The sequence below is a fragment of the Erysipelatoclostridium sp. MSK.7.34 genome (assembly GCF_019041935.1).
In the GTDB taxonomy this organism is placed as follows: domain Bacteria; phylum Bacillota_I; class Bacilli_A; order Erysipelotrichales; family Coprobacillaceae; genus Thomasclavelia; species Thomasclavelia ramosa.
In genome coordinates, this window is record NZ_JAHPYJ010000017.1 from 41784 (window position 1) to 63751 (window position 21968).

Below are 21968 nucleotides of genomic sequence, written 5' to 3' on the forward strand. Positions count from 1 at the left end.
TATGATTACATTAAAGAATGAAGTTTTAGAGGTTACTCTAGCTAATAAAGGTGCAGAAATTATTAAAATTGTTGGGCAGGATGATCAAATTAATTATATGTGGCGTCGTGATCCAATTCAATGGGCGAATAGTGCTCCAATCCTATTTCCTATTGTAGGTGCGCTACAAAATAATGAGTGTCGAATTGATGGTAAAACTTATACTATGACTCAACATGGTTTTTCACGTCATAGTGAATATGAGGCTAATCAAATTAATGATCAAGAAGTAGTTTTTACACTTATTTCAAATGAGGAAATAGCTAAACAATATCCATATTTATTTAAGTTAGATGTAACTTATAAATTGGATAAGAATGTACTTAGCTGTAATTGTAAAGTTACTAATACCGATAGTCAGACTATTTATTTCCAAATTGGTGGTCATCCTGCATTTGCTTGTCCTTTTATGGAAAATGAATCAAGTAATGATTACTATTTAGAATTTAGTGAGAATGAGACTGTTAATCAAAAAATTATTGATGTTGAACATAAAGGAATGTCAGATATAACATTACCGTTTTTAGATAACGAAAAGAGATTTTTTGTTCGTCAGCAATTATTTGATAATGATGCAATTGTTTTAAAGGACGTGAAATCAAAAACATTATCATTGAAGTCATTAAATCACAATAAATCTTTAGTATTCCATATGGAAGGTTTTAATCACTTAGGTATTTGGGCAGCTAAACATGTGGGTGGACTAATTGCCATTGAACCTTGGGTAGGTCATAGTGATTATGTTGGTTTCACTGGGGAATTTAAGGATAAAGAGGGTGTAGTAAGTCTAAATCCTAGTGAGATTTTTGAATGTACTTTTAAAGTTGAAATCAACCAATAATGACAAAAAAGGAATAAGATAAATTTTATAATTATCTTATGAAAGTAAAAATTATTGAAAAAACACACGAGTTAGATTTAGAAGATGAAATTAATGATTTTTTGGAAAAGAAAAATCCTAAAATTTTATCGCTGCATTATCAAGTGGCAATGACTTTTTCAAGTGAATTAGAATATAGTTTTAGCTGTTTGATTGAGTACGAGGATAAATAATCATATTTATCCTTTTCTTTTCGCATACTTTTAGTATTTTAGTTAAAACTATTTATGGAGGTGATTCCATGGCTAAAGGTGTATGTTGTCACGTTGATACTTGTGTTTACAATCATGATTGTAATTGTGAGGCAAAAGAAATTACAGTTTGTAATTGTAAATGTCACGAAGCGAAAGATATTCAAGAAACAGCTTGTGAAACTTTTAAATGTAAATAGAAAGTTTAATATGACATCACAAAAGGTAAGAAGTAACTTTTGTGATGTCTTTTGTTATAAGTATGAGCTTTACAAAAAGACATTTATATGTTTTATTTTTTGTATACATATAAAAACGTGATATAATAAAAAAGGTGATAAAAATGAAAAAAATAGCTTTGATTCTAATTTGTTGCCTAGTTTTAATAGGGTGCAAAAATAAAGACAATAACGATAATAAATTTTATCGACAATATAAAGAATATGAAAATAAAATAGATAATCATAATGAATTTTTGAATGCTACAAATGAATTTAATATACGTTTAGTAGTCAATAAAGTTGAAGATAAAAAATATCGGTATGATGTTATTATTGACACACCGACAATAAATATGTATCATTTACAAGCAATAGCAAAAGTTGCTGGTGATGATAATGAAAGTCTACCAACCTTAGGAATTCTTGAGGAAGATATTTTTTCATTAGTTCCTGAAGTAGTAGATAAAGCCAATGGAATTTATAAGGGTGTAAATCTATCTGGTATTACTAGTAAAAGTGAATTTAGTGTATTGGTTTATTTGACTTTTTCAACAGATAAACAATCTAATAACAAAGAAGAAAGGTATATTAAACTATATGGTAATGCGACTTGATAAATTGCTTGCAAACTATGGGATTGGTACTAGAAAAGAAGTAAAATCACTGATTCGAAAAGGTTTTGTAAAAGTAAATGGAATGATTATAAAGAAAGATGATTTTAAAGTTGATCATGAAATTGATGAAATAGTATTTGATGATGAGTTGATTGAATACCGGCCATATGTCTATATAATGCTGAATAAGCCAGCGGGATATATTAGTGCAACTAAAGACAATCTTCATCCTACAGTATTAGAACTGATTGAGGGCTATGAAAATTATGATTTATTTCCTGTCGGCCGCTTGGATTTAGATACAGAAGGACTATTGTTAATTACTAATGATGGTGATTTTAGTCATAAATTATTAGCCCCTAGTCGAAATCATTCAAAAATATATTTTGCAAATATTGCGGGAGTTATGGATGAACAAGATATTCAGGCATTTAAAGATGGGATTATTTTAAATACTGGCTATCACTGTAAACCTGCCAACCTAGAAATTATTAATAAAAACAATGATAGTTGTGATGTTAGAATTGAAATATTTGAAGGAAAGTTTCATCAAGTAAAAAAGATGGTTGAGGTTTGTGGTAAAGAGGTAATATATTTAAAACGCTTATCGATCCGCAATCTTGAACTGGATAGGAGTTTAGCATTGGGTGATTTTCGAGAATTATCTAATGAGGAATTAGTCGACTTGATGGAGGATTTATGATAGAATATTTTTATATGTAAAGGGGAGTAATAATGCGTTTAAGAAATAATCCAAAAGCATATGATATTATGAAAGAAAATAAATCTTTTGTAATATTGGAGCCGGAAAATTGTAAAAATAAATGGAAAGATATTTTTGGAAATAATCATCCAATATATATTGAAATCGGGATGGGTAAAGGTGATTTTATTTATGAAAATGCTCGTCAATTTCCAGAAATAAATTTTGTTGGTATTGAAAAATACCCAAGTGTTTTAGCAGCAGCAATAAATAAGATAAATGCTCGTGAAGAAAAAGTAAATAATTTGCGTTTAATGCATTACGATGCAATTGAATTGCATCAAGTATTTGAAAAAGATGAAGTTGATAAAATATTCTTGAATTTTAGTGATCCTTGGCCTAAAAGTAAGCATGCTAAAAGACGACTTACATCAAGTAAATTTTTAGATGTATACAAGGATATTTTAATAGATGAAGGAAATATTGAATTTAAAAGTGATAATCGTGGACTGTTCGAATATTCGATTATTTCTTTAAACCAATATCCAATGGATATAGAGTACATTAGTTTAGATTTGCATAACAGTCCTGAAAGTGAAATCAATATTATGACTGAGTATGAGCGGAAATTTTGTGAGAAAGGGCCAATTTATAAATTGGTAGCAAGGTATCGTAAAAATGGATAAATTAGTAGAAATTAAAACAATCGAAGAATTTGACAATATTCGTGTAGGTAAAACGATTATAATGTTTACAGCAGACTGGTGTCCTGACTGTATGTTTGTAAAACCGTTCATTGGCGATATTGTTGATGCCAATCCTGAATACAAGTTTTATATGATTAATCGTGACAATATGATTGATTTGTGTAAGGATCAGGATATTTTAGGTATTCCTTCTTTTGTAGCTTATAACGATAAAGAAGAAAGTGGACGCTTTGTAAGTAAGTTACGTAAGACTAAAGAAGAAATACAGGCGTTTATTGATACGTTAAAATAAGAGGTGTAGGAATGATATTTCATGGATTTTATAATTTAAAACATGTTGGTGATATTTTATTAGCACGATGTGGAGAAGGTAGGACCTTTGATTATGATAAATATGATGATTTAGTCGTATTGAAAGATAGTAAAAATAGGATACTTGGTTTTAATTTGTTGAATGCTAGTAATTATTTGGGAGAATTAAATACTGGACTAGTTAATTTTTCAGATAATCAAATTGAAAAATTTAATGAACTTTTAACAACTCACGGACTTGATCCGGTTGTCTTAGACAAAGAACCTCGTTTTATTGTTGGTGAAGTAACTGCAATGGAAGAACATCCAGATTCTGACCACTTACATATTTGTCAGGTTGATTTAAAGAATACTACTACACAAATTGTATGTGGTGCCCCTAATGTTGAAGTTGGGCAAAGAGTGGTAGTAGCTACTATTGGCGCAGTTATGCCTAGTGGATTGGTTATTAAACCTTCAAAACTACGTAAAATTGATTCTAACGGGATGATTTGTTCAGCAAGAGAGTTAGGACTGCCTAATGCTCCCCAAATTAGAGGTATATTAGTTTTAGATAAAGATAAATATAGTATTGGAGATTCATTTTTCTAGAAAAGGGGGAAACAGTGATGTTTAGAGGCTTATTTAAAAAGCATGAAGAAGATGAAGATATTTTTGAAGTGGATCCTGTCGTTGAACAGCGACGTAAGGAAAAATTTAGCACGCCATTAATATATGATGAAGAATTTAAAGAGGAGCCAGAAGTGACTGTAACGCCTACCCCAAAGACTAAAGAAAAAACTAAGGTTGTTGAGGCAAAGCCTAAGGTAGAAGAAAAACCTCGTCAAATTTACCAAATGAGTGAAGTTATTTCACCAATGATGGGAATTACAAAAGGAAAAAATGATAAAAAAGCTGTAAAGCCAACAACTTCTTCAAAACCTAAAAAACGTAAAAATGTTGATCAATTAGTTCCTGTAATTAGTCCTTTTTTTGGAAATTATGAGGAAAAGGAACAAGTTGAATCAGAAGCAAAACTGACAACTATTAATGATGAACCTAAAGAAAAAAAAGTTATTGAAGATTTGTCTACAGTAGAAGATAATTTACGTAATATAGCTAAAATTGTGGAAGAAGAACAGGATCAGCTTAAAATTATTGAGGAGCGAACTGGTGAGTTCAAATTAGATTTTGGTACTAACGATGTTGAAAAACAAAACTCTTTGATTGATGAAATTGATGATGATATGTCATTGGATGAATTAATGAGTTTGTATGAAAAGAAGTTTAAAGACTAACAATGATAAGTGGTATTGGTTGTGATATTGTTGATCTAAATCGGCTGAATTTAGATAATGAATGTTTTGTTTTAAAACTATTAACAAAAAATGAATTTTTAATTTTTAAAAATAAAAATTCTTTAAAACAAAAAAAAGAATTTTTGGGTGGACGTTTTGCTGCCAAAGAAGCTTTTTTTAAGGCTCATGGGATTGAACATGGCATGCTGTCTTTTCATGATATTGAGATATTAAATGATAAAAACGGCAAGCCAAAAATTAATTATCCTAATACTTTTATTTCAATCGCTCATGAAAATGATTATGCAATTGCATATGTTGTTGTAGAAGAAGGCTAAATTGCCTTCTTTTTCAGTATATATTGGTAAATTTATTAGATAATTATAGATTAGAGCAATAATAAGATATTTGTAAAATTAGTTTTGAAGATTTTATAAAATTATTATATAGTTGGTATATGATTCTTTTATGAGTTACTTGTAATTGGGCAATAATTATATACAAGATACAATAAAAATATTGCAATATTAAATGAGGTATATTTTTATTTTCAACAGTTGTTATAATTTCATTTTTTGGTATAATAACATACGTAAAATTTCAAGTTTGTGATAGGAAGCGAAAATCATGTATGAAGATAAAGTTAAGAAAAGTCTTAGAAAAATAATTATTTTTGCAGTCATTATTGGGATATTTTTAGCATCAATTGGAGCTGGATTTTTCTATGTGATAAGAACAGCTTTTGATCGTTCAACCGATGAAAGAATGATTGAAGAAACAGATAATTATAAAAAGAGATTAGATAAACAAATTAATAATAATTTTCAAATGTTAAATACCGTCGCAAGCATTATTGGAAATTCTAATTTGGATGAGTCTGCTGATTTTGATTCCATTTTGGAAAGGGCATATATTGAAAATGATTTCTTGACAGTTGCTTTTTTTTACAATGATGAAATGGGAACACTATCTACAGGTGATCATATTATTTCTAGTGATATTCATTTATCGTCGCTACAGCCTGAAGTACAAGAAGTTGTTCGTAAAGCTTTGCGGGGAAAGGAAAATGTTTCAGAACCATTCTATGGTGATTTTTCCGAAGAAGAGGTTTTTACTTTTGGCGTTCCAGTATATCGAAATAAACAAATTGTTGGAGCTATGATTGCTAGTAGTGTTGTTGATATATTTTCAGAAATTATAGATGGCGAAAAGGTCTTAAATGGGAGTGCTTATATCCATTTATTGGATGTGAATGGGAAATTTTTGATTCGTTCCTCACATGCAGTTGTTAAAGAAAAAAAGACTGATATATTTAAAGAACCGTATTTGTCTGGAGATGAATTAACAAAAATTAAAAAAAGTATGAAAAATTCTGAAATAGTCCGTTTTACATTTACCTATGAAGGAAAAGAGTATCATTCAATTTTAGAACCGCTTGATGTTAATGAATGGTATTTGTTTTGTATTAACTCTGTTCAAAATAGTAATAGTGGGATTTACTCGGTTGCTTATGCAGTAGCTTGTTTCTTTGTCATTATAGTGTTACTAGTAGGTTATCTTTTAATTTATGGTTATCGGACAATGAAAAAGAATAACCAGCAATTAATGGATTTTGCATATTTAGATCGTCTAACAGGAATTTATAATTTAAATCGTTTTGGGGAATTGGCACACCAGCATATTGAAGAACATTCTGAATATGCAATTGCTGCACTAAATGTACGTAAATTTAAATTTATAAATGAGATTTTTGGAAAAGAACAAGCAGATAGGTTACTGTGCTACATTGGAAGAATTTTAAATGATAATATCAAAGATGGTGAACTTGTCTGTCGTGATAGTGCTGATGTTTTTTATATGTTTTTATTAGAGACTGAAAAAAACATTCTTGAAGTTCGTCTTAAAGAAATTTTAGAAAAAATCAGAACGTCATCGAATGATTCTAATAGTAATTATAGAATTACTATGAGTTGTGGTATTGCAACAGCTACAGACAAGCAGGAACTACAAGTGTCAATGACACATGCAATGTTTGCCTTAGAAATATCGAAAAATAATTTTAAAATACCGCTGTGGTTTTTCGATGCGGCTTTACATGAGCAAGAAAAAATGAATGACTATATCGAAAGGCATATGTACGAAGCCATAGAAAACGGTGAGTTTAAATTGTATTTACAGCCAAAAATAGATTTAAAAACTAATTCTCTTGCTAGTGCTGAAGCCTTGGTACGTTGGATAAGAAACGATGGGACTACAATTTTTCCCTCACAATTTATCCCAATTTTTGAACAGAATGGATTTTGTGTTAATTTAGATATGTATATGGTTGAAAAGGTTTGCCAATTGCTTCGCCAATGGATTGACGAAGGATATCAAGCTATTCCGATTGCAATTAATCAATCAAAATTAGTACTTTATGAAATTGGATACGTAAAGAATCTTTGTGGAATATTAGATAGATATAATATTCCAGCATCATTAATTACTTTAGAAATTCTGGAAGAAATTGCAATCGAAAATGTAGATGACTTAAATAAAAAATTAACAGAATTAAGAGATATTGGTTTTAAAATATCTATGGATGACTTTGGAACAGGATATTCTTCATTAAATACTTTAGGAAAATTAAATATTGATGAATTAAAACTGGATCGTAGCTTTTTAGTTGAGATAAAGGATACTAGAAATCAAAATGCACGTTTAATAATGGAGGAAATTGTTCAACTATCTAAGAAACTTTCTATCTTTTCTGTTATTGAAGGAGTAGAAACAAGTGAAGATGATTTATTGGTTAAAGAAATTGGTTGTGATTATGGACAGGGATACTATTATAGTCGTCCTATTGATTCAAATGATTTTACAAGCAAGATGCTAAATAAGTTTAATAAATAATTTTAATTGGGAGAATTTTAATGGAAAATTTATTAATAGATAATATGCTGGAAAATGCTAAAATTGGAATTTGGGTTATTGAATTGTCTCATAATAAAAAGAATGACCCTAAAATGTTTGGTAATACTCATATGAAATTACTGTTAGGAGTAGCGGATTCTTATTCGCCGGAGGAAGTTTATCAATTTTGGGTAGAACGAATACATCCAGCTTATGTTTCTTATGTAGAGGAAGCAGTTGAACGTTTAATAAGTGGGAATAAGGCAGAAGTCGAATATCCTTGGAAACATCCTGAAAATGGCTGGATGTATATACGATGTGGCGGGTATCTCAATACTAATTTTACACAATGTTATCGATTGGAAGGGTATCATCAAGATATTAGTAATTTAATTTTCCGTTTCGAACCATTCTCATTTGATTATCAAATTCAAGATCAACTTTTATTTAAAGAATATTCACGCTATTATATGGATATATACGATGAATTATGTGAAATTGATCCGGTTACGAATACGATGGAGATTGTTTTTCAACGAAAAGATAAATATTTATCCATATTTTCGGGAATTAATTTTTTTGAATTTATAAAAAAATATATTTATTCTATGGATCATCTTATCATTTGTGAAACTTATAATGAATTATCTTCAGCAAAAAAACAAAAAGTGACGATTGATGTTCGTATTCATAATAGTAATGATGGGTATTCATGGATACGACTTGTTTTTGTACTAGCACAAATGAACTATAGTCCTAAAGTTTTAATGGGAATTATGGACATTCAAGAACAAAAACGAAATATGGAGTTTTTTATTGATAGTGATGCAATACTCTCAACGATTATCGAGGAAAATGCTTATATTTTTGATATAGATATAATGACACAAAACATATCTGCTATTAAAGGTGAAAATTTATCAATTCATGATATGTCTTATAACAAATTTTTATCTTTATTTATGCAGAGATGCAGTGACATTTCTGAATTAGAATATCTTAATAGTTTTTTATCATTTAACCATTTAAAAGAACTTGTTTTTCAAAAAAAGAATGCACATATCGATATCCGTGAAAAAACAGAGCATTTTCTTTATGGCTGGTATCGGATCCATTTAATGGTTCCTAAAGCATTAGAAGACCGTATTTTAATTCTAATTAAAAAAATCGATAAAGACGATGTATTTCAAACGGTAATTACAAAATATGTACAAAAGAATTTTGAATCGCTCTGTTATATTGATTGCGATAGTGGCAAATATTTACAATTTGTTACTGAAGGAATGAAGGAACTAATTTTTAATGAAAATGAATTTGATTATAAAGATGCCTTAGATACATTTATTGAAAGTCAGGTGGTTATAGAAGATCGCAAAGTAGCTCAAACTAAAATGAATCTCGATTATATTTTTTTAACTTTGCAAAAAGATGGCGACTATTTTTGTAATATACGAATTTTGGATAGTTGTGGAGAATTTCACCAAAAAACAATACACTATTATATTTATGATGAAGATACAAAAATCATATTAATGATGGTTGCAGATACCACAGAACAATATTTATTAAATCAAAGTGAAAAAGAGCAAATAGAAAGATTAAAGCTAAAAGCAAATACAGATGAGTTAACTGGACTATATAATCGATATTATTGTAAAACACATATTAATGAATATTTACAAGAAGTACCTCAAGGACAGCAGGCGGTTTTTTTATTAATTGATCTAGATAATTTTAAAAATCTTAACGATTCTTTAGGACATTTAGCTGGTGATCAAGCATTAGTTGATGTAGCAAATGTTTTGAAAAATTCATTTTGTGATGATGCTATTATTTCACGTTTTGGAGGAGATGAATTTGTGGTTTTTGTAAAAAATATTCAAGACATCAAGCTTTTTAATCGTTTAATATCCAGACTTCTTCAACAATTAGATTTGTATTATCAAAGTGAAAAGGATCAGATAAACATCCAAGCTTCTATTGGAATAGCACTAGCACCTATTGATGGTAGAGATATGAATACTTTATATTTAAAAGCAGATAAAGCGTTGTATCAAGCAAAAGAAGGCGGAAAAAATAGATACAAGTATTACAATAATTAGTTTTGTTTAGATAAGATGTTAACTAAATATTTAGCCCAATTTAATATTAATTGAACTCTAGCAAAATAAATTGGAATTCTAAAGATAAAGTATGTACAAGCAAGATGAGTTAAGGTACTATAATGGAGCATAATCAAAAATATATTTATTTCTGTGTTTAAGAAAGTATAAGAAAATATCTTTTTTATATTGTCCTCATTATGATGGGGTGGGAATAATAAAAAATGAATCTTAATTTGGGAATATTAAACTCTATTTTTATAGAGTTTTTTTTGTTATTGGAGGTATTGAAAAATATTATATAAAAATAAATATAGTAGTTATTTTGGGCGAAACAGGGATAAGATGGACTTTTTTTGCAAAATATGTATATTTTTTTCGACAATTTTTTATAGACTGATATAGTCTATTTAAGCATATCTGTTAACTTTTGCTACACATCTGAAAGAAAAAGTTTCACCAGTGACCCATTTTGACAATGTCGTTAATTATGGTTAATTTTACAGTGTTGTAATCTTTTTATAATTATGCCTATAATTTTGTCATAAAGGAGGGGTAAATAATGTTAAATACTGTAGCATTAGTAGGGAGATTAGTAGATATCCCGGAAATGAAAACAACGATTGGAGGTGTAAAAGTAGCAAATGCAACTATTCAAATCGAACAAGGTTTTAAAAATAGTCTTGGTGCATTTGAAAATGATTACATTGTTGTAAGTTTATGGCGCGGTATCGCTGAAATGATTATTGATTGTGCAAGACCAGGATGCATGATTGCAGTTAAAGGAAGACTGCATTCGAGAACATTAGAATGTGCCGAGTCAAAACAAATTACTTCAATTGAAGTAATTGCAGAACGAGTTTCTTTATTAGATAAATATTTCAAAAACTATGATTAAATATCATTTGAGTTTAACCGGCTTATTTGTTATAATGATTTAACGAAAGTGGGTGAAAAAATGACTATTGATCAAAGTAAAATTAGAAATTTTTCAATTATCGCACATATCGATCATGGTAAAAGCACCCTAGCAGATCGAATTTTGCAAATAACTGGAGCTGTCGCAGATCGTGAAATGAAGGCACAGTTACTCGATAGTATGGATTTAGAGCGAGAAAGAGGAATTACCATCAAATTAAACGCAGTTCAACTGAATTATACTGCTAAAGATGGTCAAACATATTTGTTACATTTAATTGATACACCAGGCCATGTCGACTTTACTTATGAGGTATCGAGATCGTTGGCTGCTTGTGAAGGTGCAATATTAGTTGTTGATTCAGTGCAGGGAGTTGAAGCACAAACGTTGGCAAATGTGTATTTGGCTCTAGATAATAATTTAGAAATATTGCCAGTTATTAATAAAATCGATTTGCCAAGTGCTGACCCGCAACGAGTTATACGTGAAGTTGAAGAAGTTATTGGTTTGCCGGCAGATCATGCACCGTTGATTTCAGCAAAGAGCGGTTTAAATGTTGAAGAAGTTCTTGAAAAAGTTGTACAGGAATTTCCTGCTCCTAGTGGAGATGTGAATAATCCAACACAAGCTTTGATTTTTGATTCTTATTATGATAGTTATCGCGGAGTAATTGTATTTGTTAGGGTTAAAGAAGGAACTATTAACGTTGGAGATCATGTGAAGTTTATGGCAACAGGAGCAACATATGAAGTAACTGAATTAGGTGTAAGAACTCCTCGTGAAGTAAAAAAAGAACAGTTAGTGGTAGGTGAAGTAGGCTGGTTTGCCGCTTCAATAAAATCCATCCAGGATATTCATGTGGGGGATACTGTAACTACAGTTGAAAATGAGTCTAATATTCAATTACCCGGATACCGCCAATTAAATCCGATGGTATATTGTGGTTTATATCCTGTTGATAACGCTCGTTATAAAGATTTACGGGAAGCGTTAGAAAAAATGAAATTAAGTGATTCATCATTAATGTTTGATCCAGAAACCTCACAAGCATTAGGATTTGGATTTAGATGTGGTTTTTTAGGCTTGTTGCATATGGATGTTATTCAAGAACGTTTAGAAAGAGAATTTGATCTTGATTTAATTGCAACGGCACCATCAGTTATTTATCATTGCTATTTGACAGATCGTAGTGAAGTAATCGTTGATAATCCAGCGATGATGCCTGAGCCGCAAGTAATTGATCATATTGAAGAACCTTATGTTAAAGCTTCTATTATGACTCCAAACGAATACGTAGGGGTTATCATGGAATTATGTCAATCTAAACGTGGAGAATATCAGGATATTGAATATATTGATGATACTCGACGTAATGTAATTTATGAAATTCCTTTATCTGAAATTGTATATGATTTTTTTGACAAATTAAAATCAGGTACTAAAGGCTATGCATCTCTTGATTATGAATTGATTGGCTATCGTACTAGCAAACTTCAAAAAATGGATATTTTATTGAACGGAGAAGTCGTTGATGCACTTTCAACAATTGTGCATAAGGATTTTGCATATGGACGAGGAAAAATTATCTGTGAAAAATTAAAAGAAATTATTCCAAAACAAATGTTTGAAGTGCCAATTCAAGCAGCACTACAAGGGAAAATAATTGCCCGTACTACAATTAAGGCGATGCGTAAAAATGTATTGGCAAAATGTTATGGCGGCGATATTTCTCGTAAAAAGAAATTACTAGAGAAACAAAAAGAAGGTAAAAAACGAATGAAGGCAGTTGGAAATGTTGAAATTCCACAAGAGGCATTCATGGCGATATTATCTGTTGACGATGAGTAGGATAAATTATCTATCCTACTTATTTTTTTGTTGTAAATAGTCTTGATAGCCATTACAATATAAATATATACGAATAAAGGAGAATGAAAATGACAATCAAATTACCAGACAATTTTTTCTTTGGGGCGGCTTTATCTGGTCCGCAAACTGAAGGTGCTTATAACGTTGGTGGTCGCCTAAGATCATACTGGGACATGTGGTCTGACCAGGAAATCAATGCTTTTCATAACAATGTTGGCTCATATGTCGGAAATGATATGTATCACCGTTATGAAGAAGACATAAAACTGTTCAAATCAATGAACTTTAAATCTTTTAGAACATCAATGCAGTGGACTAGACTGCTTGATCAGGATGGAAATATTAATCCAGAAGGAGCTGCATGGTATCATAAACTGATCGATTGTGCCAATGAAAACGGAATCGATATCTTTATGAACATGTATCATTTCGATATGCCTGAATATTTATATAAACGTGGTGGTTGGGCTAATCGTGAAGTTGTTGAAGCTTATGCAAATTTTGTTAAAAAGGCAATGGAGGAATTTGGTGGCAAAGTTAAATATTGGTTTACATTCAATGAGCCAATCGTTGAACCAGAACAGCAATATTTGCATGGGGTTTGGTTTCCCTATGAAAAGAACATTAAACGTTCATTGGATGTCCAATATAATATCACATTAGCACACTGTCTAGCAGTAATGAACTTTAGAGAACTGCAGGCTAGAGGGAAAATGGTTGAAGGAGCGAAGATAGGGATGATCAACTGCTTTGCACCACCATATACAAAAGAAGATCCAAGTCCAGAGGATCTGGAAGCAGTAAGAATGACAGACGGGTTGCATAACCGCTGGTGGTTAGATGTAGTAGCACACGGACATCTGCCAAAGGATGTAATTGATACAGTAGAAAATGAATGGAAGATCAAAATGAATCGTCGCCCTGGAGATGAAGCAATCTTAGCTGGAGGAAAAGTAGATTGGTTGGGATTTAATTATTACCAGCCGACAAGAATTCAGGCACCAGATCAGAAATTTGATGAAAATGGATTGCCATGTATAGCGAAACCATATATCTGGCCAGAGAGAAGAATGAACGAACACCGTGGCTGGGAGATTTATCCGAAAGGAATCTATGATTTTGGGATGAAGATTAAAAATGAATGTCCGGATCTGCCTTATTTCATATCAGAAAATGGAATGGGGGTAGAAGGAGAAGAAAAATATATGGATGAAAATGGATCGGTACAGGATGATTATCGAATAGAATTTGTAAGGGATCATCTGGAATGGATTGCAAAAGCAATAGAAGATGGATCAAACTGTTTAGGATATCATTACTGGGGAGTAATAGACAACTGGTCATGGGCAAATGCTTTTAAAAATCGTTACGGATTCATTCGTGTAGCATTAGATCAGGGATACAAGAGAATTGAAAAGAAGAGTGCTAACTGGATAAGAGAAGTAGCGAAGAATAATGAATTCGAGTAGGAAGTGAGTAATCACTTCCTTTATTTTTTATTAATAATATTTTAATGTACTATCTAATTATTATAGTTTATAATTAATAACGAATAGGATGATATCTCTAATTGTTGTATTAATATTTTTTATTATTAGGAAATTAGTAACATGTTTTGTCTTTAATCAATGATATTTTAATTTTTAAAACCTATTTTGTCATAAAATATTTTAATAAAATTATGGCAGTTATTTTTACTTTGTGGTAAATTTTGTTTTTAATTTACTTACAAGTAAATTTGTTTTATAATGAACAAATGATAAGGAGGCGTAGAAATGGCATTTAATTTTCGAAATAAAATACCTAAGGTACGTTTTTATGGGGCGTCAGAACAAGAACGTGAACAAAAAAATTTACAAGATAACATTGTTAGTCGGCGATTAATCGGACTACTTTGTTTTGTTATTGCTGTTACTTCCGTAATGGCAATACGTTTAGGAATTATACAATTTAAACAGGCTGATGAATTGGCAGTAAAGCTGGAACAATATGGTACTACTACATATACGAGTGATGCTCCTAGAGGAGAAATTGTTGACCGTGAATATGTAAAATTAGTGGAAAATACAAGTGTAATTTGTGCAACATATTATGCACCTAAAAAAATTGATAATGATGTTTTAAAAGAATCAGCTGCTTTTTTAGCAAAAAATATCAATATTGATGTAAATGATAAAAAAATCATTTCTGATCGAGCAAAAAAGGATTATTTTATTTTAGCTTTTAAAGATGTTGCTGACGGATTGATTAGCGATAAAGAAAAAGAAGAAATCAAAGCTCAAGAAAATGCAGACAAAAGATTATATAGTCTTAAATTAGAGAGAATTACTGATGAATTAATTAGTCAATATATGGATGAAGCAACATTAAAATATACTCACTTTTTATACTTGATGCAAAATTGTACGAGTGGTTCGTCAATTTTGGCTGAAGGTTTAACTGATGAGGAGGCTAGTATTATTGGTGAAAATGCAGATATCTTACCCGGGGTGACAGTTACAACAGATTGGGCACGTCAATATTCAAATTCAACAGAGTTTGCTTCAGTTTTAGGCAAAGTGACGACTAAAAAACAAGGGTTACCTGTAGAATTAAAAAATGAATTATTAGCATTGGGATACCAAAATGATTCTAGAGTAGGAACTTCGGGCTTAGAGGAGCAGTATGAAGATATTTTACGAGGGAATGATAGTACCTATACCTTAAATTATGATAGCTCAGGAAACCCAATAATAACAAGTACTAAAGCAGGAACTGCAGGTTCAAATATTCGTATTTCAATTGATTGGGAACTTCAACAATTAGCTAATCAAAAAATCGAAGAGGAATTAAAAGCTTGTAATAGCAGTAATAAATATTTTAATAAAATGTTTTTTATTCTAATGGATCCATATACGGGTGAAATTATTGTAATGGCCGGCAAAACAATCGATAAAGCAACTGGTGAAGTTAGTGATTATGCTTCAGGGAATTACCTAGATGCAAATAAAATCGGTTCAACAATTAAGGGAGGTTCAATTTATACTGGTTTCAAAGAAGGAGTAATTGGACCAAACACTTATTTTGTTGATGAGCCAATCAAAATTAAAGGAACAAAAGCTAAAAAGTCTTGGAAATCTTTTGGAACTATTAATGAAGTTGATGCTCTGGCTTATTCATCAAATGTTTATATGTTTAGGATAGCAATGCTTTTAGGTGGGGCAAATTATGTTTATGATGGGCCGTTGAAAATAAATGAAGAAGCTTTTGATACTTTAAGAAATGATTTAGGTGAGTTAGGGTTAGGAGTTAAAACAGGATTAGATGTTTCAAATGAAGCATTAGGATATCGAGGAAAACAACGTACAGGTGGGTTGTTATTAGATGCAATGATTGGTCAGTATGATACTTACACAAATATTCAATTAGCACAATACGCATGTACATTGGCTAATGGCGGGAAAAGAATCCAGCCCCACTTACTTTTAGACTCATATACTACTGATGAGGATGGAGAAATACAAGTTAATTATGAGGCAAATACAAATGTATTAGATGATGTTAGTAATCAAGCGACGGCGTTTAGCCAAATTAAACAAGGAATGAGAGCTTGTGTTACCCGAACTGAAGGAACTGCACATTCTTGGAATTCAAAACCATATGTAACTTATGCTAAAACCGGAACAGCAGAAGATTATACAACTGATGATGGTAAGACTGGAACAACCGATTATCCTAATCATTTACAAATAGGTTATGTGCAAACAACGGAGGATTCTAGACCAGAAGTTGCTTTTGCTTGTATGAGTTATCGACAAACTACTGCAACAAGCGGATCTAGTTCTGCTCCGATCGTTGCTCAAGCAGTAATTGATCGTTACTGGGAGAAGTATCACTCAACAAATTAAAAAAAGTGCTAGTAATTATTTAAATACTATGATAATATATTAGACGGAAGTTTACTAATGGAGGTGTAACTAATGAGAGAAAATATCATTTATAAATGTACTGAATGTGGTGAAGAAAACTATATCAACACAAAAAATAAAAGAAATCATCCAGATAGAATGGAAATCAACAAATACTGTCCAAGATGTAATAAAAAAACTGTACATAAAGAAAAGAAATAAGCCTTATTGGCTTTTTTTCTTTATAGGAGGAAGAAGATGAAAATAAAAACATTACTGCTAGGTAATATGCAAACTAATGGCTATGTGGTAAGTGATGAGAATCATCATTGCTTAATCATTGATCCTGGAGCTAATGGTAAGAAAGTTGTGCATTATTTGACGGAAAATGAACTAGTTCCAGAAGCTGTTTTATTAACTCATGGACATTTCGATCATATTGGTGCGGTTGACTATTTATACGAACATTACCACTGTCCTATCTATCTTCATCAAGACGATTTAGAAATGCTAGATAATCCTCAGTTAAATTTATCAGTGTATGAAAATCCTTTTACTGTTAAAGCACCAGTTCAGTCAAGCCATGAGGAGATGAAGTTTGGGGATTTTGATGTACAATGGCTACATTTACCAGGACATTGTCCAGGATCGTCAATGATTTATTTAAAAGATGAAAATATAATTTTTTCTGGAGATGTATTGTTTAAAGGGTCAATTGGACGCTTTGATTTTCCAAATTCATCAAAGTATGAAACAATCGAAAGCATAAATAAAATAAAGGAATATGATTTTGATGCTGTTATTTATCCTGGTCATGGACCAAACTCTACGTTAAGTGAAGAACGCCTAAATAATCCATATTTAAAAAAGTCGTAATTTTTATAGTGAACTGCCTTTGTTGGACAAAAAATAATTTAAATTAACTGTAAGGCTTGATTCCTAATTTGTATAGGGGTTAAGCCTTTTCTTTTTACTGTAATTATAGAATTATTATGGTATTCGATATAATCTATCATAGCTTGTTTTAACTCTTCTAATGATTTGAATGTATCTTCAAATCCATAAAACATTTCATTCTTCATTTTTTCCAAGAAGTTTTCTATTAGTAAATTATCCTGACCGTTCCCTTTCGAGACTTTGATTAAGTAATTCCTTTTTCTTTTAATTTATTTTAATATGAGAAATGTTGGTACTGCCATCCTTGATTACTATGGAAAAATTTAGAGAAAGCCATATCTAACATTCGGTATGTTTGAAATAGACTTGGTGTAGTTGATATATCGTATCCTACGATTTTTCTACTATGCATATCTAAAATTGGAGATAAATATAATTTACTCATAGCTGTTTTAAAATCAGAAACATCAGTTGTCCATTTTTGATTAACCGATGTAGTTTTAAGGTTTCTATTAAAATATGTTTTTCTAATATACTTATTCTCTCGTTTATCAAGAAGTAAGTTCTTACAAGTTCCATTCATTTCCCCCTTATAAGAGTTATAACGTTGCTTAGGAGTAGGATTAAGTGCATATAAACCCATATGTGACATAGTACCACTATTCTTTGTTTATTCGTAAGTTTGGACATATAAAAAGTGAACCGAATAGGTTGGACAACTTATTCGGTTCGCTATAATTTTTTACGATTTTTTTAATAATTCAATTATTGTAGTATTTTACAATAATGCGTGTTGATCGCTGTGAGTTTATTTTAGGAAAGAATCTCATGGTTGAAATAATAAAAAATGAGTCATGATATAATTATCTTAGTGTAAATATATTGCAACTTGATATTCTACTAGCTTATATAATTAATGAATATATTAACTTTTCTGCCCGCATGCTCTTTCAAATTATAAAACCTGCTTGCAAAAAATGAAAGCAGCTTGCATAAAGGAATGTGGCGTTCTTATTCCTTCTTCGGATAGAATGTTAGTGAAAGGAAGGGATAATATGAATAAAAAGAATTTGTTATTGTCAGTGGCATTATCAGGAACTATGCTAATGTCCAATGGTATTACCGCATTAACGGCTCAAAATGCTGTATATAGTCCGGGCGTAACGGTAGAGAAAAATACTAATCCAGACTGGGATGCCGATTATACCGCAACCTTTGTTTATGAAGACAAAGATGCACGTGACGCAGAAAGAGTAACAGTTTCAGGTAATTTTCAGTTTTACTCATTAAATGATCCGGTTGTTAAAAATTATGAAAAAACAGCTGATCCTACCGGAGCCAAGGTTTACAGTGCTTATGACTATGATAAGGATAACGCAATGTTCAATGTAAGCGGCGGACAAAATAACGATACACCCATTTATGAACTGGAGGAAACAGGAGACGAAAGATTCGAGATTACACTGCCGTTACCGGGCAATCAGTATTTTTATGATTATACAGTAGAGTATAGTGACGGTTCAAAAGTTACGATTCAGGATCCGGTAAATCCATCAAAGAAAAACAGCTTAACTGATCATGATTCGGGACACAGTGTTTTCTATGTTGGAAACAGTGAAAATACAACAGCAGGACAGGAGTATATTTATCCAAGAGCTGACGGTCAAACAGGGAAATATGAATTTATTGAATACAAGGATGCACATAACACAGATGAAGAAACACAGTCATTAGGTGTTTATCTACCATACAACTATGATCCTTCAAAAACATATAAAACGATTTATGTATCACATGGCGGTGGCGGAAATGAAGCCGAATGGATGGAAATTGGTTCATTGCCAAATATTATGGATAATATCCTTGCGGAAAAAGAAGCAGCAGAAAGTGTTGTTGTAACAATGGATAACAGTCACTTTGGATGGGATTATGATTTAATTGCGAAAAATTTCAAAGAAAATATCATTCCGCTGATTGAAGAGAGATACAGCGTATCTACGAAAGTGGAGGACAGAGCGCTGTGTGGTCTATCAATGGGAGCATTGACAACAGGGACAATCATGTTCAGTTATACAGACATGTTTGGAGCGTATGGAAATTTTTCAGGGACAGCAGATCCACTGATTTGTAAAGACTGGGAGTTATTAAAAACAAAGACAGTATATCTAACTGGCGGGAATCTAGATATGGCTATTCAGGCGACGCAGGAATCTGGAGATTCAGCATTTAACAGAGGGAAGACAGTAAGAGCACATGAATATTTAGAAGAGCTGGGAGTAGAGCATTTTTATGATTTAAAATACGGTTCACATGACTGGGGCGTATGGAGAGATGCATTTACAACATTTGTTAAAGATATTTTATGGGGTTATGAATATCCTGGAGAATCTACTTATCAAGCCGGTGTGACAGTAGAAGAAAACATTAATCCAGCATATGATGGTGATTATATAACAACTTTTGTATACGAAGATCAAGATATCAAGGATGCGGTCAAGGTAACTGTTTCAGGAAATTTACAATTCTATTCTAAAGATGATGAAGCGGTTAAAAACTATACTCAGACTTTAGATTTTTCACAAGCAAAAGTATATAATGCTTACGAGTATAAAGATGGAATGTTTAATACTGGCTATGGGTTAAATAATGATACTGCCATTTATGAATTGACAGAGACAAAAGATGAACGTTTTGAAATTACTTTACCATTACCAGGGAATCTTTACTACTATGACTATACAGTTACTTATGCTGACGGCACTACAGTAACAATTCAAGATCCAGCAAATCCGTCACTAAAAAATGACTACAATAATCATGATGCTGGCCACAGTTTGGTGTATGTTGGTTCTTCAAAGAATACTATTGATGGACAAGAATATGTTTATGCTAGAGATGATAATCAAAAAGGAACATATTCATTCGTAAATTATGATGCGATTGATGGAACAAAACAACCATTAGGTATATATCTACCATATAACTATGATGCTACTAAAAGCTATAAAACTATTTATGTATCACACGGTGGCGGTGGTAATGAAGTTGAATGGATGACAATTGGTGCGGTTCCAAATATAATGAATAATTTATTAGCTGATAAAGAAGCAGCTGAAGCAATTGTTGTAACAATGGATAATACATATTTTGGTTGGGACTACGATCAAATTAAAAATAACTTAATGAATCATATTATTCCATTTATTGAAGCTAACTATAGTGTTTCAACTATCAGCAATGATCGTGCATTCTGTGGATTATCTATGGGTGGTCTTACAACAACGTCTATTTATACGACCTTAGCAGATAAATTTGGATATTTAGGAATTTGGTCAGCAACTGATCCAAATACTGATATATCAGCAATAAAAAATGCGGACAAACCAACATTATTATTAGCAGCTGGTATTGTTGATTATGGTAAAGTTGGATTTACAGGAAATAAAGATTTTGCAGGATTATTAGCAAATCTAGATGAAGCAGGCATTAAATATGATTATATTGAAACTTATGGTGCTCATGACTGGGGAACATGGCGTAGTCTGTTTACAACATTTGTAAAAGACTATTTATGGGATATTAAAGAAGTAAAGGATGAGCCAACAGTAAATCCTGGAGATACGACAAAACCGGTTGTAAGTGTAAAAACTGGTGATAATGTTGATATAAATGGACTGTTACTCATTTCTGGACTATCATTATTAGGTATTTCTATTCAATACTATTGTAAGGCTCATAGAGGACATTAAAAGACTATATATTTTGAAGCGAACCCCAAAAGTTGGACATAACCAACGTGAGGGGTTTTTATTATGGTAAAGTTAACGAGAAAAAAGATGCTATAATTTATAGAGAGGGATTACAAAACCCGCTATAAATTATAATGAGAGATTATGAAGATAATCCATAATCTCTTTAAAGTATAGTGGGGAAAATGTCCGGATTATCATTCCTTTCACTTTTTTATTTTGTGGACTAATAGAATAAGATTCATATTTATTTTGTGAATAAATATTATCCTTTTTATTGACCTAAACCTTAGGGCATAATATGTAATAAGCGCAAGGAGAATGAATGCTATGAAGACCATGAAGTTGAAGAGTGGTTTCATATTACCAAGAAAGCACTCATATATTATGAAAAAGTTGGTTTAATAAAACCAGATAGAGATGATAATGACTACCGAAATTATAGTCAAAGCGATGCTGATAGTGTGAAACTTATTGTATTTTTAAGATCAATGAAAATATCACTAGAAGAAATAAAAAAATCAATATATCAATGTATAGCAGATTGGGAAAAAGATGGACGATACAATCATGTCGCTTTTGTAGTCGCATCTGGAAGTAAAATATCTAGCGGGTATGATGATGTAACAATTGCACAACATACAAGTAACTGTTGTGCTAGAGTAACCTCTTTCGTAAACGGATGGGGAAATACCTCTGTAGTATAAAA

At 31.3% G+C, this 21968-nt stretch carries 22 protein-coding genes; 20 read left to right on the forward strand and 2 right to left on the reverse strand.

All coding sequences use genetic code 11. From position 1 onward, the window contains the following. The first annotated feature begins 1 nt into the window (after position 1). The 18 genes from KTF99_RS11630 (at position 2) to KTF99_RS11715 (ending at position 17489) form a co-directional block, all read left to right on the forward strand. The gene (locus tag KTF99_RS11630) at positions 2-880 is read left to right on the forward strand and encodes an aldose 1-epimerase family protein (protein ID WP_003538252.1); all 879 of its coding nucleotides are present in this window, start codon (positions 2-4) and stop codon (positions 878-880) included. A gap of 38 nt (positions 881-918) precedes the next feature. Continuing rightward, positions 919-1092, forward strand: coding sequence for a sporulation protein Cse60 (locus tag KTF99_RS11635; RefSeq protein WP_003538253.1), 174 nt, complete (start codon positions 919-921; stop codon positions 1090-1092). Between the two features lie 68 nt (positions 1093-1160). Continuing rightward, positions 1161-1310, forward strand: a complete 150-nt coding sequence (locus tag KTF99_RS11640; protein ID WP_003538256.1) for a DUF1540 domain-containing protein — start codon at positions 1161-1163, stop codon at positions 1308-1310. Positions 1311-1453: 143 nt separating this feature from the next. Beyond that, positions 1454-1945: a hypothetical protein gene (locus KTF99_RS11645; RefSeq protein WP_003538258.1), complete on the forward strand. Its 492-nt coding sequence runs from the start codon at positions 1454-1456 to the stop codon at positions 1943-1945. Then, entirely contained in the window at positions 1935-2648 is a 714-nt protein-coding gene (locus tag KTF99_RS11650; RefSeq protein WP_034558591.1) for a pseudouridine synthase, read from the forward strand. The genes KTF99_RS11645 and KTF99_RS11650 overlap by 11 nt, the downstream gene beginning before the upstream one ends. A 32-nt stretch (positions 2649-2680) precedes the next feature. After that, complete coding sequence (trmB, locus tag KTF99_RS11655) at positions 2681-3334, forward strand: tRNA (guanosine(46)-N7)-methyltransferase TrmB (RefSeq protein WP_003538263.1); 654 nt, start codon at positions 2681-2683, stop codon at positions 3332-3334. Next, positions 3327-3647, forward strand: a complete 321-nt coding sequence (locus KTF99_RS11660) for a thioredoxin family protein (RefSeq protein WP_009009120.1) — start codon at positions 3327-3329, stop codon at positions 3645-3647. Before trmB ends, KTF99_RS11660 begins: the two co-directional genes overlap by 8 nt. Positions 3648-3658: 11 nt before the next feature. Next, positions 3659-4258 (forward strand): YtpR family tRNA-binding protein, encoded by a 600-nt coding sequence (ytpR, locus tag KTF99_RS11665; protein ID WP_003538266.1) that lies wholly within the window; start codon positions 3659-3661, stop codon positions 4256-4258. A 17-nt stretch (positions 4259-4275) separates the two neighbouring features. Continuing rightward, positions 4276-4944, forward strand: coding sequence for a hypothetical protein (locus tag KTF99_RS11670; protein WP_217215572.1), 669 nt, complete (start codon positions 4276-4278; stop codon positions 4942-4944). Positions 4945-4946: 2 nt separating this feature from the next. After that, positions 4947-5282 carry a holo-ACP synthase gene (acpS, locus tag KTF99_RS11675; protein WP_003538269.1) on the forward strand — a complete coding sequence of 112 codons (336 nt, stop codon included), beginning with the start codon at positions 4947-4949 and terminating at the stop codon, positions 5280-5282. Positions 5283-5571: 289 nt separating this feature from the next. Beyond that, positions 5572-7836 carry a bifunctional diguanylate cyclase/phosphodiesterase gene (locus KTF99_RS11680; protein WP_009009123.1) on the forward strand — a complete coding sequence of 755 codons (2265 nt, stop codon included), beginning with the start codon at positions 5572-5574 and terminating at the stop codon, positions 7834-7836. Between the two features lie 20 nt (positions 7837-7856). Further along, on the forward strand, positions 7857-9938 hold the full coding sequence (locus tag KTF99_RS11685; RefSeq protein ID WP_003538274.1) for a sensor domain-containing diguanylate cyclase: 2082 nt from the start codon (positions 7857-7859) through the stop codon (positions 9936-9938). 562 nt (positions 9939-10500) lie between these two features. Then, positions 10501-10836, forward strand: a complete 336-nt coding sequence (locus KTF99_RS11690) for a single-stranded DNA-binding protein (protein ID WP_003538275.1) — start codon at positions 10501-10503, stop codon at positions 10834-10836. 60 nt (positions 10837-10896) lie between these two features. Next, positions 10897-12705 carry a translation elongation factor 4 gene (lepA, locus tag KTF99_RS11695; RefSeq protein WP_008791747.1) on the forward strand — a complete coding sequence of 603 codons (1809 nt, stop codon included), beginning with the start codon at positions 10897-10899 and terminating at the stop codon, positions 12703-12705. 89 nt (positions 12706-12794) lie between these two features. After that, a complete protein-coding gene (locus KTF99_RS11700; protein WP_008791746.1) occupies positions 12795-14195 on the forward strand; it encodes a glycoside hydrolase family 1 protein in 1401 nt (466 codons plus the stop codon). A 306-nt stretch (positions 14196-14501) separates the two neighbouring features. Then, positions 14502-16613, forward strand: coding sequence for a peptidoglycan D,D-transpeptidase FtsI family protein (locus tag KTF99_RS11705; RefSeq protein ID WP_003538278.1), 2112 nt, complete (start codon positions 14502-14504; stop codon positions 16611-16613). A gap of 72 nt (positions 16614-16685) precedes the next feature. Further along, entirely contained in the window at positions 16686-16835 is a 150-nt protein-coding gene (rpmG, locus tag KTF99_RS11710) for a 50S ribosomal protein L33 (protein ID WP_008791745.1), read from the forward strand. Positions 16836-16871: 36 nt separating this feature from the next. Next, entirely contained in the window at positions 16872-17489 is a 618-nt protein-coding gene (locus tag KTF99_RS11715) for an MBL fold metallo-hydrolase (RefSeq protein ID WP_003538280.1), read from the forward strand. Positions 17490-17527: 38 nt separating this feature from the next. On the opposite strand, the gene KTF99_RS11720 is transcribed toward KTF99_RS11715, so the two are convergent. Together KTF99_RS11720 and KTF99_RS11725 are read right to left on the reverse strand one after the other, a co-directional pair. Beyond that, entirely contained in the window at positions 17528-17704 is a 177-nt protein-coding gene (locus KTF99_RS11720; RefSeq protein ID WP_147360195.1) for an IS3 family transposase, read from the reverse strand. 80 nt (positions 17705-17784) lie between these two features. After that, on the reverse strand, positions 17785-18153 hold the full coding sequence (locus KTF99_RS11725; RefSeq protein WP_003538282.1) for a DDE-type integrase/transposase/recombinase: 369 nt from the start codon (positions 18151-18153) through the stop codon (positions 17785-17787). 412 nt (positions 18154-18565) lie between these two features. Here KTF99_RS11725 and KTF99_RS11730 point away from each other — a divergent pair, with 412 nt between their 5' ends. Both KTF99_RS11730 and KTF99_RS17420 read left to right on the forward strand, forming a co-directional pair. Next, positions 18566-21259, forward strand: coding sequence for an alpha/beta hydrolase (locus KTF99_RS11730; RefSeq protein WP_020994365.1), 2694 nt, complete (start codon positions 18566-18568; stop codon positions 21257-21259). A gap of 299 nt (positions 21260-21558) precedes the next feature. Next, the gene (locus KTF99_RS17420) at positions 21559-21966 is read left to right on the forward strand and encodes a MerR family transcriptional regulator (RefSeq protein ID WP_081723937.1); all 408 of its coding nucleotides are present in this window, start codon (positions 21559-21561) and stop codon (positions 21964-21966) included. Positions 21967-21968: the final 2 nt, after the last annotated feature.

What these genes read in the sequence shown, in the direction of transcription:
- KTF99_RS11650 (WP_034558591.1), top strand. Translation starts at nt 1,935, where the DNA reads ATGCGACTTGATAAATTGCTTGCAAACTATGGGATTGGTACTAGAAAA.
- ytpR (WP_003538266.1), top strand. Translation starts at nt 3,659, where the DNA reads ATGATATTTCATGGATTTTATAATTTAAAACATGTTGGTGATATTTTA.
- KTF99_RS11645 (WP_003538258.1), top strand. Translation starts at nt 1,454, where the DNA reads ATGAAAAAAATAGCTTTGATTCTAATTTGTTGCCTAGTTTTAATAGGG.
- rpmG (WP_008791745.1), top strand. Translation starts at nt 16,686, where the DNA reads ATGAGAGAAAATATCATTTATAAATGTACTGAATGTGGTGAAGAAAAC.
- lepA (WP_008791747.1), top strand. Translation starts at nt 10,897, where the DNA reads ATGACTATTGATCAAAGTAAAATTAGAAATTTTTCAATTATCGCACAT.
- trmB (WP_003538263.1), top strand. Translation starts at nt 2,681, where the DNA reads ATGCGTTTAAGAAATAATCCAAAAGCATATGATATTATGAAAGAAAAT.
- KTF99_RS11730 (WP_020994365.1), top strand. Translation starts at nt 18,566, where the DNA reads ATGAATAAAAAGAATTTGTTATTGTCAGTGGCATTATCAGGAACTATG.
- KTF99_RS11630 (WP_003538252.1), top strand. Translation starts at nt 2, where the DNA reads ATGATTACATTAAAGAATGAAGTTTTAGAGGTTACTCTAGCTAATAAA.
- KTF99_RS11635 (WP_003538253.1), top strand. Translation starts at nt 919, where the DNA reads ATGAAAGTAAAAATTATTGAAAAAACACACGAGTTAGATTTAGAAGAT.
- KTF99_RS11680 (WP_009009123.1), top strand. Translation starts at nt 5,572, where the DNA reads ATGTATGAAGATAAAGTTAAGAAAAGTCTTAGAAAAATAATTATTTTT.
- KTF99_RS11685 (WP_003538274.1), top strand. Translation starts at nt 7,857, where the DNA reads ATGGAAAATTTATTAATAGATAATATGCTGGAAAATGCTAAAATTGGA.
- KTF99_RS11660 (WP_009009120.1), top strand. Translation starts at nt 3,327, where the DNA reads ATGGATAAATTAGTAGAAATTAAAACAATCGAAGAATTTGACAATATT.
- KTF99_RS11670 (WP_217215572.1), top strand. Translation starts at nt 4,276, where the DNA reads ATGTTTAGAGGCTTATTTAAAAAGCATGAAGAAGATGAAGATATTTTT.
- acpS (WP_003538269.1), top strand. Translation starts at nt 4,947, where the DNA reads ATGATAAGTGGTATTGGTTGTGATATTGTTGATCTAAATCGGCTGAAT.
- KTF99_RS11700 (WP_008791746.1), top strand. Translation starts at nt 12,795, where the DNA reads ATGACAATCAAATTACCAGACAATTTTTTCTTTGGGGCGGCTTTATCT.
- KTF99_RS11705 (WP_003538278.1), top strand. Translation starts at nt 14,502, where the DNA reads ATGGCATTTAATTTTCGAAATAAAATACCTAAGGTACGTTTTTATGGG.
- KTF99_RS11690 (WP_003538275.1), top strand. Translation starts at nt 10,501, where the DNA reads ATGTTAAATACTGTAGCATTAGTAGGGAGATTAGTAGATATCCCGGAA.
- KTF99_RS11725 (WP_003538282.1), bottom strand. Translation starts at nt 18,153, where the DNA reads ATGGGTTTATATGCACTTAATCCTACTCCTAAGCAACGTTATAACTCT.
- KTF99_RS11640 (WP_003538256.1), top strand. Translation starts at nt 1,161, where the DNA reads ATGGCTAAAGGTGTATGTTGTCACGTTGATACTTGTGTTTACAATCAT.
- KTF99_RS11715 (WP_003538280.1), top strand. Translation starts at nt 16,872, where the DNA reads ATGAAAATAAAAACATTACTGCTAGGTAATATGCAAACTAATGGCTAT.